This window comes from Vagococcus hydrophili, assembly GCF_011304195.1.
GTDB lineage: Bacteria > Bacillota > Bacilli > Lactobacillales > Vagococcaceae > Vagococcus > Vagococcus hydrophili.
The window spans coordinates 1,051,557-1,064,655 of sequence record NZ_CP049887.1; the positions used below are offsets into that span (position 1 = coordinate 1,051,557).

Below are 13,099 nucleotides of genomic sequence, written 5' to 3' on the forward strand. Positions count from 1 at the left end.
TTAAATTTGTGCCCAAACACTTTCTAAAACGTTTGTTTGAGTTCTATCTGGACCAACTGAAAATGTTGAAATTCTAACACCCACTAATTCAGAAACGCGGTGAACGTAGTTTCTAGCATTTTCTGGTAATTCAGCTAATGTTTTACATCCAGTAATATCCTCTGACCAACCTGGTAACTCTTCGTAGACTGGTGTACAACGAGATAATTCTTTCAAGCTTGCTGGGTAGTGGTAAATTTCTTCTCCATCTAATTCGTAAGCTGTACAGATTTTAACTGTTGGTAAGCCAGTTAACACATCGATTGAGTTTAAAGATAAGTTAGTAATACCTGATACACGTTTAGAGTGGCGCATTACTACTGTATCAAACCAACCCACACGACGTGGACGACCTGTTGTTGTTCCGTATTCACGGCCTACTTCACGAATTTGTTGACCAGTTTCGTCGAATAATTCAGTTGGGAATGGACCGTCTCCCACGCGTGATGTGTAAGCTTTACAAACTCCTACGACACGGTTAATTTTTGATGGTCCCACACCACTACCGATTGTCACCCCACCGGCAACTGGGTTAGATGAAGTAACAAATGGATATGTTCCTTGATCGATATCAAGCATAACCCCTTGTGCGCCTTCAAATAACACACGACGACCTTCGTCTAACGCATCATTCAAGATAACTGAAGTGTCTGTGACATATTTTTTGATTTCTTGACCATATTGGTAGTACTCTTCAAAAATATCATCAAACGCTAAAGCTTCTGAGTCAAACATTTTAACAAATTGACGGTTCTTTTCTTCTAAATTAATTTTTAAGCGTTCTGCAAAAATTTCTTTATCTAATAAGTCAGCAATACGGATACCCACACGAGCTGCTTTATCCATGTAAGCTGGTCCGATTCCTTTAATCGTTGTTCCAATCTTGTTTTCACCTTTAGCATCTTCTTGTAATTGATCCAATTTGATGTGGTAAGGTAAAATCACGTGAGCACGATCAGAAATTCTTAAGTTATCTGTATTGATGTTGTGATCTGCTAAATATTTCAATTCTTTTGTAATTGATTTAGGGTTGATAACAACACCGTTTCCAATCACACTAATTTTTTCTTTGTAAAAAATACCTGATGGAATTAAATGCAGTTTATATGTCGTTCCATCAAATTGAATAGTATGACCTGCGTTGTCTCCACCTTGATAACGTGCAATGACTTCAGCATTTTCACTTAAAAAGTCGGTAATCTTTCCTTTTCCTTCGTCGCCCCACTGAGTTCCTACTACTACAACTGATGACATTTAAACACTCCATTCTTATTTTCAATAATACTTAACTATTCTAGCAAAATCGAACTTGTTTTACAATAAAATCGAACATTATTTTTATTAAATTTATATAAATAATTAAAAGACGAACATTAAAACTCTTCACGAGGTGAAAGGGACGAGAATTTATTGTACTCTTTAATAAAGAGTAGCTCTACCGTTCCCCTAGCACCACTACGGTTTTTTTCGATAATCACTTCAATCACATTGTTTGTTTCAGGTGGTTCCTCGTCTTCCCCTTCTTCACTTCGGTAATAATCATCCCGGTAAAGAAAGGCTACGATATCCGCATCTTGCTCGATTGATCCCGATTCACGAATATCACTTAATACTGGACGTTTGTCCTGACGTTGTTCTACCCCACGTGATAACTGAGATAAGGCGATTACAGGACAATGTAATTCTTTAGCTAATTTTTTCAACTGTCTCGAAATTTCCGAAACTTCTTGTTGTCTGTTCTCGCGACCCGTTCCCTCAATTAACTGTAAGTAGTCAATGAGGATTAAACCTAAATCTCCTTGTTCTTGTGCTAACTTACGGCACTTAGCACGAATCTCAGATATCTTAATACCAGGTGTATCATCAATAAAAATGTTAGCCTTTGAAAGACTACCCATAGCAACGATGATATTATCCCATTCTTCATCTGATAACTGACCTGTTTTTAAATGGCCCGCTTCAACTAATCCTTCCGAACATAACATCCGGTTAACTAATGACTCGGCACTCATTTCTAAACTAAAGATAGCTACTGATTCATCTGTTTTGGTTCCCACATTTTGGGCAATATTCAAGGCAAAAGCTGTCTTCCCTACGGCTGGTCGAGCAGCTAAAATAATTAACTCTTCCGCTTGAAGTCCTGCTGTCATTTTATCTAAGGCATGATAGCCCGTTGGTAGTCCAGTGATAGCTTCTCCTTGTTGGGAACGTTTTTCGATTTGGTTAATCGAGTCTCCCAACACATCCGCAATCGCTAAAAAGCCACTTCGATTTCTTTTTTCTGACACTTCAAGAATTTTTCTTTCCGCATCATCTAAAATACTTTCAACATCTTCATCTTGTTCAAATCCGCTTGTCACAATATCAGTTGCCGTTTGAATTAAACTTCTAAGCAGTGATTTTTGTTCTACGATTTGAGCATAGTATCCCACATTAGCAGCTGTTGGTACACTCAAAGTTAGCTCTGATAAGTAACTAATACCACCAATATCTTCAATCATCTTTTTCTGTTCAAGTTGCTCTTTAACAGTAATCGCATCAATTGCTTCGTTACGATTGTTTAAATCAACCATAATCTGAAAGATGGTTTGATGTCCACGACGATAAAAGTCTTTGGCTTCAATGTACTCCATTGCTTCCACTATTGATTCTGCATCTAAAAAGACTGAACCTAAAACAGCTTGTTCTGCTTCAACACTTTGTGGTGGTATTCTATCTTGTTGGATAAGTTCCATGTTTGTTTTTCCCCTACCCTTATCTTTTATTCAGTAATGACATGAACACGTAACTTAGCAGTCACTTCTTTGTGTAATTTAGTTGGTACATTAGTATAACCTAGTGCCTTAATTGGTTGTTTTAAATCCATTTTACGTTTATCTACTTTGATTTTGTGTTGTTTTTCTAAGGCTTCGGCGATTTGTTTTGAAGGAATTGAACCAAATAAACGGTTATCTTCTCCAGCTTTAGATTTAATAATCACTTCAAAATCTTCAGCCTCAATAACATCTCTTAATTTTTTAGCATCTTCTAAAATTTCTGCATCTTCTTTATCTTTAGCATTATTTTTACCTTTTAATTCACTTAATGATTGTGCTGTTGCTTCTACAGCTAATCCTTTTTTTAATAAAAAGTTTTGTGCGTAACCTACAGCTACCTCTTTAACTTCACCTTTTTTGCCTTTACCTTTAACATCTTGTAAAAATATAACTTTCATATAAGAAACACTCCTTATCTACTTTAAAATTTAAGTCTGTACCCTTTCATTTTACCATAAGATTAATGTTTCATAAAACAAATATATCATTTCACTGTTTCACGTGAAACAAAAAAAGACATTCATTTAGAATGAATGTCTCCTAAAAATTATTGTTCTTCACCAACGAATGGTAATAGACCCATAATTCTTGCGCGTTTGATTGCGATTGTTAATCTTCTTTGATGTTTAGCACAAGTACCAGTCACACGACGTGGTAAAATTTTACCTCTTTCAGAGATAAATCTTGATAATAATTCAACATCTTTATAATCGATATTATCGATATGGTTAGCTGTAAAGTAACATACTTTACGACGTTTTTTTCCGCCTCTTCTTTGTTGAGCTGCCATTTTATGCCCCTCCTATTCTATTTTTAGAATGGTAAATCGTCATCCGAGATATCAATTTGTGATGAGCTTCCAAAAGGATCACTATCACGATCGAAATTCGGCATTTCGTTTTTACTTGAAGATTGGCCAAATGATTGACTATTTTGATTTTGAGAAAAATTATTAAAATTATTTCCTGCATCTTGATTCCCAAAGCCACCAGGTTGCTGTTGTCTTTGTTCTGATGCGTTACGTGATTCTAATAATTGGAAATTATCACATACTACTTCGGTAACATATACTTTTTGACCTTGTTGATTTTCGTAATTACGTGTTTGAATACGTCCAACCACACCTAGTAAAGTACCTTTTTTAGCGTAATTTGCTAGTGTTTCAGCTGGTTTTCTCCAAATAACACAATTAACAAAATCAGCTTCTCTTTCGCCACTTTGATTAGTAAAGTTACGATTGACAGCCAAGTTAAAAGTTGCTACTGCTGATCCGTTTGAGGTAAATCTCAATTCTGGGTCACGAGTAAGTCTTCCTACTAGTACAACGTTGTTAATCATTTGTCGATCTCCTCTCGTTCTTTAATGTTTCACGTGAAACAATTGATTAGTTTTCTTCTTTAACGATCATGTGACGTAAAATGTCAGCATTGATTTTAGCTAAACGATCAAACTCGCTGATTGCAGCTGCGTCTGTAGCTGAAGAAACTTTAACGATATGGTAGATTCCTTCATGGAAATCTTGGATGTCGTATGCTAAGCGGCGTTTGCCCCATAACTTAGATTCCAATACCTCTGCACCGTTATCTTTCAAGATAGAATCGAAACGATTTACAAGAGCAGTCTTTTCTTCCTCATCAATGTTTGGACGAATTATGTACATAATTTCGTATTTAGTTGCATCTTTCATTGATTTTCACCTCCTTATGGACTAAAGGTTCCTAATTTAATAGGAACAAGGAGAGTAAACATTTCTATTTACTCACATTTCAATATTTTACTATAGATACTAATTAAAAGCAACAATTAATCTTTATTTAAATTCTTTTTCGCAAATTCGTAAAATTCTGTTATTTTCTCTGGATCATTATTTTTTTTATGCCACAAGAGCCAGATCATGCGTTCACACTTAGGTTCTTCGATTTTTAAAAAGGTAGGCATTGTATTAGTTAATAAATTTTTCCATGTATTAGGAATTAAGGTAATCCCATGTCCTTCATTAACTAAGTGAATCGTAAAGTCAAAACTCTCCATCTCAAATTGAATATTCGGGATAAAACCTGCTGAGAGGCAAATGTCTCTGGTAATTTTGCCAAAACTAAAATCATTGGATATCGCAACAAAGGGCTCATCTTTTACTTCTGTTAATTTAATGCTTTTTCGATTGGCTAATTTATGTTCTGGCGGCACTGCTAGAAGGATTTCTTCCGTCCATAGTAACTGACTTTCAATTTCAGGGTGATGAACTGGATAATAAAATAAGCCGAAGTCTATTTCTTGTGACAACAATTTATCTTTGATTGCTTGTTGATTGGATAGATGTTTAATGCTAAAGGTTCTTTTCTCTGCCGATTCTCTAACATAATCAGAGAAAAGTGGCTCCAATAAACGGGATGATGGTGTGCCAAAAGATAGGTGCTTCTCTTCTTCTAACGCCATCTCAACAAGATTCTTTTTGCCTTCTTCCAGTTCTTTAAAAATAGTGTTAACAATTTTTAAGTAGTAGTTACCTTTTGAATTAAGATGTAACACCCTACCTTTTCGCTCAAACAGAGATACTGTTAGTTCGTCTTCTAATTGTTTTAAAATCTTGCTGAGAGCTGGTTGAGACACATGCAATTTTTTGGCAGCTTCTGTCATACTCTCAGATTCAGCGATGGTTTTAAAATAAAATAAATGAGTAAAGTTCATACTCTCTCCTTACTTATACTTTTTTAGTTATCAGTATATACATATTTATATATTTTTATATATCATTTTTTGCACTTATAATCAAATACATGATTCAAAAAAGATAGGAGATCATTATGAAACAAACATCTATATGGACAAAAGATTTTTTTACCATTAGCTTTATCAATTTTATTATTTATCTTGTTTACTACTTACTCATCGTTATTATTGCTGAATACAGTATGACTGAAATTGGGGCTTCACCTAGCCAGGCTGGTTTAGCGAGTGGCATCTTCATTATCGGAGCACTTATTGCTAGAATGCTCACAGGAATCAAAATTAATCAATACGGTGAAAAGAAAGTCTTACTCATTGGATTAATCATTTACTCCTTTATGGGACTTGGTTACTTTTTCGCTCATCATATTTTTACTTTACTCATCGTGCGTTTCATTCACGGCTTTGGGTTCGGGATTGCTTCTGTGGCAACGGGCACTATGGTTGCTAAAATCATTCCTGCTAACAAACGAGGTGAAGGTATTGGTTTTTACACTTTAAGCACCACCTTAGCCTCTGCTGTTGGTCCTTTGCTTGGAATCTTTTTAATACATCGTTACTCATTTAATCATCTCATTGGCTTAGCTGTGAGTGTCTTATTACTAGCTTTGATTGCTACGCTTGTGACTAAATTTTCACTACCTACTAAACATTCTAGTGAAACGCCACAAACTAAAAAACATCACTTCTTTGAAAAGAAAGTCTTACTTATTTCCTTTATTGGAGCTTGCATGGGAATTGCTTATTCTAGTATTGTGAGTTTTATTTCTCCCTATACAGCGGATATTAATTTAAGCAAAGCAGGTAGTTTGTTCTTTATTGTTTACTCCTTAGCCATTCTCTGCTCAAGACCGATTGCTGGTTACATCATGGATCGTTACAATGAAAATATAATTATGATTCCTTCGTTCCTCTTATTTTCACTAGGGCTTTATGTCTTCAGCGCGGCAAGTTCAGCTATTGCTATTTTTGTTGCTGCTGCTTTTATCGGTATTGGTTTTGGAACTTTCTTTTCTAGCAGTCAAACCATTGCCATTAAATCTGTTAGTGAGGAACGCATCGGGCTTGCAACTTCAACTTTCCTTGCCATTATGGATATTGGCGTGGGAGTTGGTCCTTTTGTTTTAGGCGGACTCGTGACCATGACAGGTTACCGCAACATTTATTTGTTAATGGCTTTCCTTATACTAGTAATATTAGCTTTTTATTTGATATTTAATAAAAAAATTCTAAATAAATAATTATTTGCTGACAAAGCTGTTTGAGAAGGAAGATATTTCTTTATTTCTTCTTAAACAATCTTTCATAAAAAGAAATCACTCTCATCAAACAATCTTCACATTTTCAGACTAATATATAAGTATACCAACAAAACAACCCTAACAATAAACTTTTTCATTTTATTTACTCCTCCAAAGTAAATAAACAACTCCTTTTTTGCCTCTAGCATCGTGCTAGAGGCTTTTTTGTGCTGTTTTAGGGTGACAGGATAGATTGGCTTGTTTTGATATGCCAATTTGGAATAACTAGATTGGAGGATATCCCTTATTTTATTGTCTTTTGATACTTTAGTTTTATTTTTTTTTGAAAATTTTTTTGTGGTATTCAACTTAGAAACCGCGAAAAATTATTCCTAATCTCAGAATTTGTTAAACAGCCTTGAAAATATCCCCTTACTTCTTTTCTTTGAGAGATTTTCCCATTCGGTTAATGCAGGAATTTCGCCATTGTTAAAATAATTTAAAAATAGGCTGATAATCTCATCTTTACTATCCGTTTCATAAGAGTATTGATTAGTTCCATTAAGAGCTGACTCAAATCTAATTTCAACAACAAAATCGTAAATAACTTGCATATAAATACTTTCTTTTATCGGAATTTTAGGCGTTAAAATAAAAAAATCTATGTCATTATCAATCAATTTAGTCACACATTCGGTAATGATCATTTCTGTTACTTCGCCTGAATTGTATACCTCTCCGTCAATAGTCAATGTGAAGCTATTGGTAGAGTTTAAAACATTCCCTTCTTTCATTTTAATTTCTCCTTTTTAACTGATTATACGCCACTTTTTTTATATAGTTGAAGGTCTTTTATTTGAATTTCTTCTTGGAGCTTATTCTTAGTTATACGAAGTTGCTACTTTAAGTTGCTAAAAAAGATATTAAAGAAATAATAAGTTGGTGTCGTTGTGGACTAATTTACTTTATTATTAATTTATTGATAAAGAAAAGGAGGATATATTACATGAGTTTTGGTCAAAATGTTCAATTTTTAAGAAAGATGCGTAAAGGAATGACTCAAGAAGAATTAGCAGAGCAGTTAGGGGTATCTCGTCAAACTATTTCAAAGTGGGAACTTGATAATACTTTTCCAGAAGTCGATAAAATCATAGAAATTAGTAAACTTTTTTCTTGCTCTATAGATCAATTGGTGAGAGAAGATGTGACTATGATTGAAGAAGCTTATTCAAATATTAGAGTAAAAACATTGGACTCATTCTCTTTCGTAAGATACGCTGTTGTAAGCACTGATCCAGAATCGGATGCTATAATCCATCTTAGAGATTGGGCTCATCGTAATGAGATTAATAATCCTGAATTTATAGGATGGGATTTTCCTTGGGTATCTCAAGAGCAAATTAATGTACATAACATGCATGGATATGAAGCAGCGTGTATCTTACCTGAAAATTTCAAAAAATCTTGTGAAGAATTAGAGATGAGAAACCAAAAGCAACAACAATATTCAATCATTACCATAAAGGAACCTTTTTCAGCACCTTTTTATCTTATTCCAAATGCGTATAAAACTCTTATGATGTATCTGGAAATCAATGATTATAAACAAGGTAAAAATAAAGATATTATAAATTGCTTTGAAAAGATATATGAAAAAGAAGGAATCACCTACATGGACGTATATATATCTGTTGAAGATTGATAATTTTAGTAAACTAAGAAATAGTAACGTATTAGTTAATATATCAAAGTAAAAGGCTCTCAGAACTTATCTAAGAGCCTTTTACTTTGATTCGATTGAATATCTGTTTAAAGGACTATAAATTTTCAACTTTTTGTAAAAGCCAACCTCGAACTGCCCCCACTTCATTAGATTTCATATTTGGAAATTTTTTTGTCATTATTAATTGATTATCTAAATCAAGAGAAAATTTATATTGGATAGAATTATCAGCATTTGAATAAGAACTATATCCACTTGCGGTTGTATATGTTCCAGCCAAATCTTGAGGCGTTATAATATCAAGTTGCATTTGCCCAGTGTCATTGTTCTTATAAATGTCTATTTCCATAGGCCAATCTTCTTCTGTAGAAGTCCATTTACCGATCATATACTCTTTAGATAGCTTTACTTTCTTAATTTCAGAAGACGGCAAGCTAGTTGATATGGTACTATCGACAGCTTGCTTATTATTAGAATTACATCCAAACAAAAACAAACTGAAACTTAATAGTGATAAGAAAACAATAGATTTCTTCATACCAAAACCGCCCTTTTTTTAAGTTTACTAATTTTATCATATCTTATTTAATTTACATAACTGGTGATTATGCCAATTTGATTTTTATGATATTATCATTGTAAAGAAAAGGAGCTAAAACTATGAAGAAAAGGCACTTTACCTTAGCTGGACTTATTATACTTTTATTTTGGTTAGGATTTTTTATTTATCAGAAAAACAATCAAGAAGATGATCTTGGAAATCTATCAGTTGGTGGCTATGGAAGTCATCTACAATATTTAGAATGTACAGTAGAAGAAGTAAAAGATATGAATATTTTTATTATAGCTGAAGAAGATTCTTATGAACCTGAAACCTTTAAAAAAGGAGATATGATTAAACTAAATTTTGCATTAATGGAAAATCCAATTAAACCTAATACTTTGGATTTATCTAAAGGTCAAAGAATAAAACTCACATACTTAACAATGGATGAAACTCAAAAGATACCAGAAGTTAGTATGCATTATCCAAGTAGCATTCAAAAATAATAGTTGTTTTTAATTTTTTGTTAACATAATTAAATATTATGTTAAATTAAAATTCTGTTATACTTTTTATAGTTAGTTAAATATAGGAGTGTCTAATTATGACTTATTCGGTAATAGAAAAACAAAAAATTAATGGTGTTGATTTATCTTTTTCAATTAACAAACAGACTAATTCTAATAAACCCATACTCCTTTACTTACACGGGGAACCAGGGGATAGTTGTATTCCTTTAACTCAAAAATTTAACTCAGAATTAGAAAAAGAATTTATCTTTGTTAATTTAGAACAGCGTGGTTCAGGCTTGTCTTATTATAAATTCAGTGATTCAAGTAAGTTATCCATTGAAGATATAGTCAATGATATTTTTGTATTCATCAATTATCTTTTGAAAAGATTTAATCAAGAAAAAGTAATCTTAGTAGGACATTCTTGGGGATCTGTTCTAGCGATTAAGTTAATTCAAAATCATCCTGAAATAATTCTTAAATATATCGGAATTGGGCAAGTCATTAACATGAAAAAAAATATAGAATATCAACAATCTTTTTTAAAAGAAAAAGGAGTAGCTGAAAAAATTATTAATTTTGAAGACGAAAAAGCTCTAATAGCAGATAGTCTATCCCTTACTCGGCTAATTGTAAAAAATGGTGGGTCTTTGTATAAGCAAACTAATTACTCAAAATTAATTTTTCCTTTTCTTTTTTCAAAATCTTATTCATTAAAATCCTTAATTCATCGTGTTAAAGGTTCTAATCAATCTATTCAATATTTTTGGAAAGAATTAATGGATATAAATTTTGAAGAAATTGATCATTTTTCTATACCTATTTACTTTTTTGAAGGCAGGCATGATTATCACGTTTCATCAGAAATGGTCAATGAGTTTTCAAAGAAAATTAAAAGTTCAGTTTCTCTAGTATGGTTTGAAAATTCAGGACATTTTCCTCAATGGGAAGAATCTCAAAAATTTAATCAGTGTATAATTGATATATGCATACATAATGATTGTTAGTTAGTATACTAAGCTAACAGCTCTAGGTTAACATAAATCGTAATTGTACCAAGTTATTTTATTGATTTTTGATAGCGAATAAGCTATCATAAAAGTATGGAAAATAATAAAGTAGAATTTGATTATGTAAAGAGAAAAGACGGAACATCTTATTTTAAAGAGTTTATGGATTCTTTACCTGTTAAAGATAAAGCTAAAATGTTATCAACTATCACTAAAACGCAAGAACATGGTTTATTAGTTGCTCAAAAAATGGAGTGGGTAAAAAAATTAGATAATGATATTTATGAATTACGTTCTAAAGTTGGAAGTAATATACAAAGAGCTTTATATTTTCAAAAGATTGGTAATGAATACTTAATTACTCATGGATTTACAAAGAAAACAAAAAAAACTCCGAAAACGGAAATTGAGCGATCAAAGTCTATTAGAGATAAATATAAGGATGGTGAACTATTATGAGTGGAATTAACGATATGATTCAAGAATTAAGTCAAGATAAAGAATTTAAAGAAGCATATGAGCAAGAACAAACTAAGTTAGATATTGCTGTACAAGTGATGAAATTAAGAGAAGAATTAAACATGACACAAAGGGAAATGGCCTCACTAGTTGGTAAACCTCAATCTACAATAGCAAGAATAGAGAGTGGTAATATGAATCCGTCTATTAAAATTTTAAATGAGATTGCAGAACGTTCAGGCAAAAAATTAACTTTATCATTTAATTAAATCAAAAGCCCTCAGAATCGATTCTGAGGGCTTTTGACAATTATTAGAGTACATACCTTGTTAATTCTCTAAAATCGTTCTAGGTTCACATATCTGGTGATTATACTAAGTTAAATTTAATGTTATTATTTTTATAAATACTTTTTTAAGGAGTAAGCTATGGATAAATGGATAGACAGATTTTCAGATACAATACCTTATTGTGGACACGAGTATTATGCAGAAGTTAAAAGTGGTTACACTGGGTTGCTAATAGAATTGGAATATTTAAAAGATGATATCACTACTGTTACAATAGATTTTGATTTTACAGACGCAGTTCAAATTGTAGAGGAAGGCTATTTTCTTAATAACCATTTCCATGACCCAATCATTGAAAAATATAAAGAAGATGGATTTGAGAGTGTTATTTATGAAATAGTTAATGGAGATTTTGGGAACTTTTTAAATTGTAATAGTGGCGGATTATCTAAATAAAAAAAACAAAAACACTTTGTAAGTTTAACTTTAAATTATGTGATTGAAGTTATAAGTTCCAATGAACCAATAATAAAAGTTAATTTATAGGTTATTTAATTAGATATTTAAAAAAAATAGAAAGTTTGTTAAATCAATCATATCCATTATTTACTCTAGACATTTTTAGTGATGTGAAATAGATTGAATTGAATGGTGGAATATATTCCAAAATAGGAGGGTTCGAAATTGGATAATTCGATTATTAATTGTCTAAATGATCAGTTAGAATATATTGTAGAAGATGGAATTAGTATGGAAATACAAGTTTGGCTGAGAGATATCGACAATGTAAAAGACTATATACTATCACTAGATGAACAAACTTATGTATTAGTTATTGATGTGTATAATAAAAGTAAAATTGAAATTGAACGAGTATTTGAAGAATTTGTTCACAGTATTGAATATCAAAATATGACTATTTATTTTAGACAAATTTCGGTAGATACAATTAGTTATACGATTATATCAGCTAATGAGAAAAAACAGGCGATGAAAATTAGAATGGAATTTCCAGTTTAACATGAAATGGATTATACCAAGTTAAATTTATTGTGATATATTATAAATTAATATGAACTTGAGATAGGGAGGTAAGTTTCTATTGAAAAAATATGGATTAATTTTTTTAGGTGGTATGATAGCATACTTTACAATAACAATAGGGTGGTATTTGTTACAAGAAGAGAAACGATTTACCAAAGATGAAGCCATAACGATGCACGATTTCAAACTAACCAAAGTACCTGATGATAATAGATTTCACACAGATAAACAAACATATAAAAATAATGAAGAAGTAATATTTTATAGAGATGACAAACCTTTAGTAAGTTGGAGATTTATTAAAGTAACAACTAAAAAAATGGAAGATATTTCAGGATTTGGAGATTTAAATAAAGATGACATTATTCGAATGGAGTTTGAGGTTAAAAATTTTAATTACCTTGGAGGTACAGAACCATATTATCCTGTAAGTAGACCTAGCTATGTTTGGGTAACCGATCAAGGAGAAAAACTATTTCAACATGCAGCACTTCCTACTGACCCTACTCCTAAAAACGAAAAAAATATTTATACTCATTTCTTACATTCTGATAGATCTGTCGAAAAAGCTAATAAAGTGTATATGAGATTTTATTATCATGAAGATTTATTGAATCTACCATTAGGAACAAGAGCTAATTATGTTGATTTCGATTTAGATATAACGCATTAAGCTATTTAACAAGTGCGTTAG

General features: G+C 31.9%; 18 protein-coding genes. 9 read left to right on the plus strand and 9 right to left on the minus strand.

The genetic code is table 11. From position 1 onward, the window contains the following. The 7 genes from G7082_RS05090 to G7082_RS05120 form a co-directional block, all read right to left on the minus strand. On the minus strand, nt 1-1,293 hold the full coding sequence (locus G7082_RS05090) for an adenylosuccinate synthase (protein ID WP_166034115.1): 1,293 nt from the start codon (nt 1,291-1,293) through the stop codon (nt 1-3). A gap of 119 nt (nt 1,294-1,412) precedes the next feature. After that, complete coding sequence (dnaB, locus tag G7082_RS05095) at nt 1,413-2,774, minus strand: replicative DNA helicase (protein WP_166034116.1); 1,362 nt, start codon at nt 2,772-2,774, stop codon at nt 1,413-1,415. Nucleotides 2,775-2,800: 26 nt separating this feature from the next. Continuing rightward, complete coding sequence (gene rplI, locus G7082_RS05100; RefSeq protein ID WP_166034117.1) at nt 2,801-3,253, minus strand: 50S ribosomal protein L9; 453 nt, start codon at nt 3,251-3,253, stop codon at nt 2,801-2,803. A 149-nt stretch (nt 3,254-3,402) separates the two neighbouring features. Further along, complete coding sequence (rpsR, locus tag G7082_RS05105) at nt 3,403-3,645, minus strand: 30S ribosomal protein S18 (RefSeq protein ID WP_166034118.1); 243 nt, start codon at nt 3,643-3,645, stop codon at nt 3,403-3,405. A 23-nt stretch (nt 3,646-3,668) separates the two neighbouring features. Further along, nucleotides 3,669-4,193 carry a single-stranded DNA-binding protein gene (ssb, locus tag G7082_RS05110; RefSeq protein ID WP_166034119.1) on the minus strand — a complete coding sequence of 175 codons (525 nt, stop codon included), beginning with the start codon at nt 4,191-4,193 and terminating at the stop codon, nt 3,669-3,671. A 46-nt stretch (nt 4,194-4,239) separates the two neighbouring features. After that, the gene (rpsF, locus tag G7082_RS05115) at nt 4,240-4,542 is read right to left on the minus strand and encodes a 30S ribosomal protein S6 (protein WP_166034120.1); all 303 of its coding nucleotides are present in this window, start codon (nt 4,540-4,542) and stop codon (nt 4,240-4,242) included. Nucleotides 4,543-4,658: 116 nt separating this feature from the next. After that, a complete protein-coding gene (locus tag G7082_RS05120) occupies nt 4,659-5,543 on the minus strand; it encodes a LysR family transcriptional regulator (protein WP_166034121.1) in 885 nt (294 codons plus the stop codon). Between the two features lie 116 nt (nt 5,544-5,659). Here G7082_RS05120 and G7082_RS05125 point away from each other — a divergent pair, with 116 nt between their 5' ends. Next, nucleotides 5,660-6,823: an MFS transporter gene (locus tag G7082_RS05125; RefSeq protein ID WP_166034122.1), complete on the plus strand. Its 1,164-nt coding sequence runs from the start codon at nt 5,660-5,662 to the stop codon at nt 6,821-6,823. A gap of 398 nt (nt 6,824-7,221) precedes the next feature. On the opposite strand, the gene G7082_RS05130 is transcribed toward G7082_RS05125, so the two are convergent. Beyond that, entirely contained in the window at nt 7,222-7,617 is a 396-nt protein-coding gene (locus G7082_RS05130; protein ID WP_166034123.1) for a hypothetical protein, read from the minus strand. A gap of 212 nt (nt 7,618-7,829) precedes the next feature. Here G7082_RS05130 and G7082_RS05135 point away from each other — a divergent pair, with 212 nt between their 5' ends. Further along, nucleotides 7,830-8,525, plus strand: coding sequence for a helix-turn-helix domain-containing protein (locus G7082_RS05135; protein WP_166034124.1), 696 nt, complete (start codon nt 7,830-7,832; stop codon nt 8,523-8,525). Between the two features lie 115 nt (nt 8,526-8,640). Here the strand turns inward: G7082_RS05135 and G7082_RS05140 are convergent, their stop codons facing one another. Continuing rightward, nucleotides 8,641-9,084, minus strand: a complete 444-nt coding sequence (locus G7082_RS05140; protein WP_166034125.1) for a hypothetical protein — start codon at nt 9,082-9,084, stop codon at nt 8,641-8,643. Nucleotides 9,085-9,206: 122 nt separating this feature from the next. Between G7082_RS05140 and G7082_RS05145 the strand changes: the two genes are divergently transcribed. The 7 genes from G7082_RS05145 (at nt 9,207) to G7082_RS05175 (ending at nt 13,078) form a co-directional block, all read left to right on the plus strand. Further along, nucleotides 9,207-9,596, plus strand: coding sequence for a hypothetical protein (locus tag G7082_RS05145; protein WP_166034126.1), 390 nt, complete (start codon nt 9,207-9,209; stop codon nt 9,594-9,596). A 98-nt stretch (nt 9,597-9,694) separates the two neighbouring features. Beyond that, nucleotides 9,695-10,609 (plus strand): alpha/beta fold hydrolase, encoded by a 915-nt coding sequence (locus G7082_RS05150; protein WP_166034127.1) that lies wholly within the window; start codon nt 9,695-9,697, stop codon nt 10,607-10,609. Between the two features lie 96 nt (nt 10,610-10,705). Then, nucleotides 10,706-11,071: a type II toxin-antitoxin system RelE/ParE family toxin gene (locus G7082_RS05155; RefSeq protein WP_166034128.1), complete on the plus strand. Its 366-nt coding sequence runs from the start codon at nt 10,706-10,708 to the stop codon at nt 11,069-11,071. Beyond that, nucleotides 11,068-11,340, plus strand: coding sequence for a helix-turn-helix domain-containing protein (locus tag G7082_RS05160; protein ID WP_166034129.1), 273 nt, complete (start codon nt 11,068-11,070; stop codon nt 11,338-11,340). Before G7082_RS05155 ends, G7082_RS05160 begins: the two co-directional genes overlap by 4 nt. Before the next feature lie 159 nt (nt 11,341-11,499). Beyond that, complete coding sequence (locus G7082_RS05165; RefSeq protein WP_166034130.1) at nt 11,500-11,817, plus strand: hypothetical protein; 318 nt, start codon at nt 11,500-11,502, stop codon at nt 11,815-11,817. A gap of 228 nt (nt 11,818-12,045) precedes the next feature. Further along, nucleotides 12,046-12,381: a hypothetical protein gene (locus G7082_RS05170; RefSeq protein ID WP_166034131.1), complete on the plus strand. Its 336-nt coding sequence runs from the start codon at nt 12,046-12,048 to the stop codon at nt 12,379-12,381. An 82-nt stretch (nt 12,382-12,463) separates the two neighbouring features. After that, nucleotides 12,464-13,078 carry a hypothetical protein gene (locus tag G7082_RS05175; RefSeq protein WP_166034132.1) on the plus strand — a complete coding sequence of 205 codons (615 nt, stop codon included), beginning with the start codon at nt 12,464-12,466 and terminating at the stop codon, nt 13,076-13,078. Nucleotides 13,079-13,099 lie beyond the last annotated feature (21 nt).

What these genes read in the sequence shown, in the direction of transcription:
- G7082_RS05090 (WP_166034115.1), bottom strand. Translation starts at nt 1,293, where the DNA reads ATGTCATCAGTTGTAGTAGTAGGAACTCAGTGGGGCGACGAAGGAAAA.
- dnaB (WP_166034116.1), bottom strand. Translation starts at nt 2,774, where the DNA reads ATGGAACTTATCCAACAAGATAGAATACCACCACAAAGTGTTGAAGCA.
- rplI (WP_166034117.1), bottom strand. Translation starts at nt 3,253, where the DNA reads ATGAAAGTTATATTTTTACAAGATGTTAAAGGTAAAGGCAAAAAAGGT.
- rpsR (WP_166034118.1), bottom strand. Translation starts at nt 3,645, where the DNA reads ATGGCAGCTCAACAAAGAAGAGGCGGAAAAAAACGTCGTAAAGTATGT.
- ssb (WP_166034119.1), bottom strand. Translation starts at nt 4,193, where the DNA reads ATGATTAACAACGTTGTACTAGTAGGAAGACTTACTCGTGACCCAGAA.
- rpsF (WP_166034120.1), bottom strand. Translation starts at nt 4,542, where the DNA reads ATGAAAGATGCAACTAAATACGAAATTATGTACATAATTCGTCCAAAC.
- G7082_RS05120 (WP_166034121.1), bottom strand. Translation starts at nt 5,543, where the DNA reads ATGAACTTTACTCATTTATTTTATTTTAAAACCATCGCTGAATCTGAG.
- G7082_RS05125 (WP_166034122.1), top strand. Translation starts at nt 5,660, where the DNA reads ATGAAACAAACATCTATATGGACAAAAGATTTTTTTACCATTAGCTTT.
- G7082_RS05130 (WP_166034123.1), bottom strand. Translation starts at nt 7,617, where the DNA reads ATGAAAGAAGGGAATGTTTTAAACTCTACCAATAGCTTCACATTGACT.
- G7082_RS05135 (WP_166034124.1), top strand. Translation starts at nt 7,830, where the DNA reads ATGAGTTTTGGTCAAAATGTTCAATTTTTAAGAAAGATGCGTAAAGGA.
- G7082_RS05140 (WP_166034125.1), bottom strand. Translation starts at nt 9,084, where the DNA reads ATGAAGAAATCTATTGTTTTCTTATCACTATTAAGTTTCAGTTTGTTT.
- G7082_RS05145 (WP_166034126.1), top strand. Translation starts at nt 9,207, where the DNA reads ATGAAGAAAAGGCACTTTACCTTAGCTGGACTTATTATACTTTTATTT.
- G7082_RS05150 (WP_166034127.1), top strand. Translation starts at nt 9,695, where the DNA reads ATGACTTATTCGGTAATAGAAAAACAAAAAATTAATGGTGTTGATTTA.
- G7082_RS05155 (WP_166034128.1), top strand. Translation starts at nt 10,706, where the DNA reads ATGGAAAATAATAAAGTAGAATTTGATTATGTAAAGAGAAAAGACGGA.
- G7082_RS05160 (WP_166034129.1), top strand. Translation starts at nt 11,068, where the DNA reads ATGAGTGGAATTAACGATATGATTCAAGAATTAAGTCAAGATAAAGAA.
- G7082_RS05165 (WP_166034130.1), top strand. Translation starts at nt 11,500, where the DNA reads ATGGATAAATGGATAGACAGATTTTCAGATACAATACCTTATTGTGGA.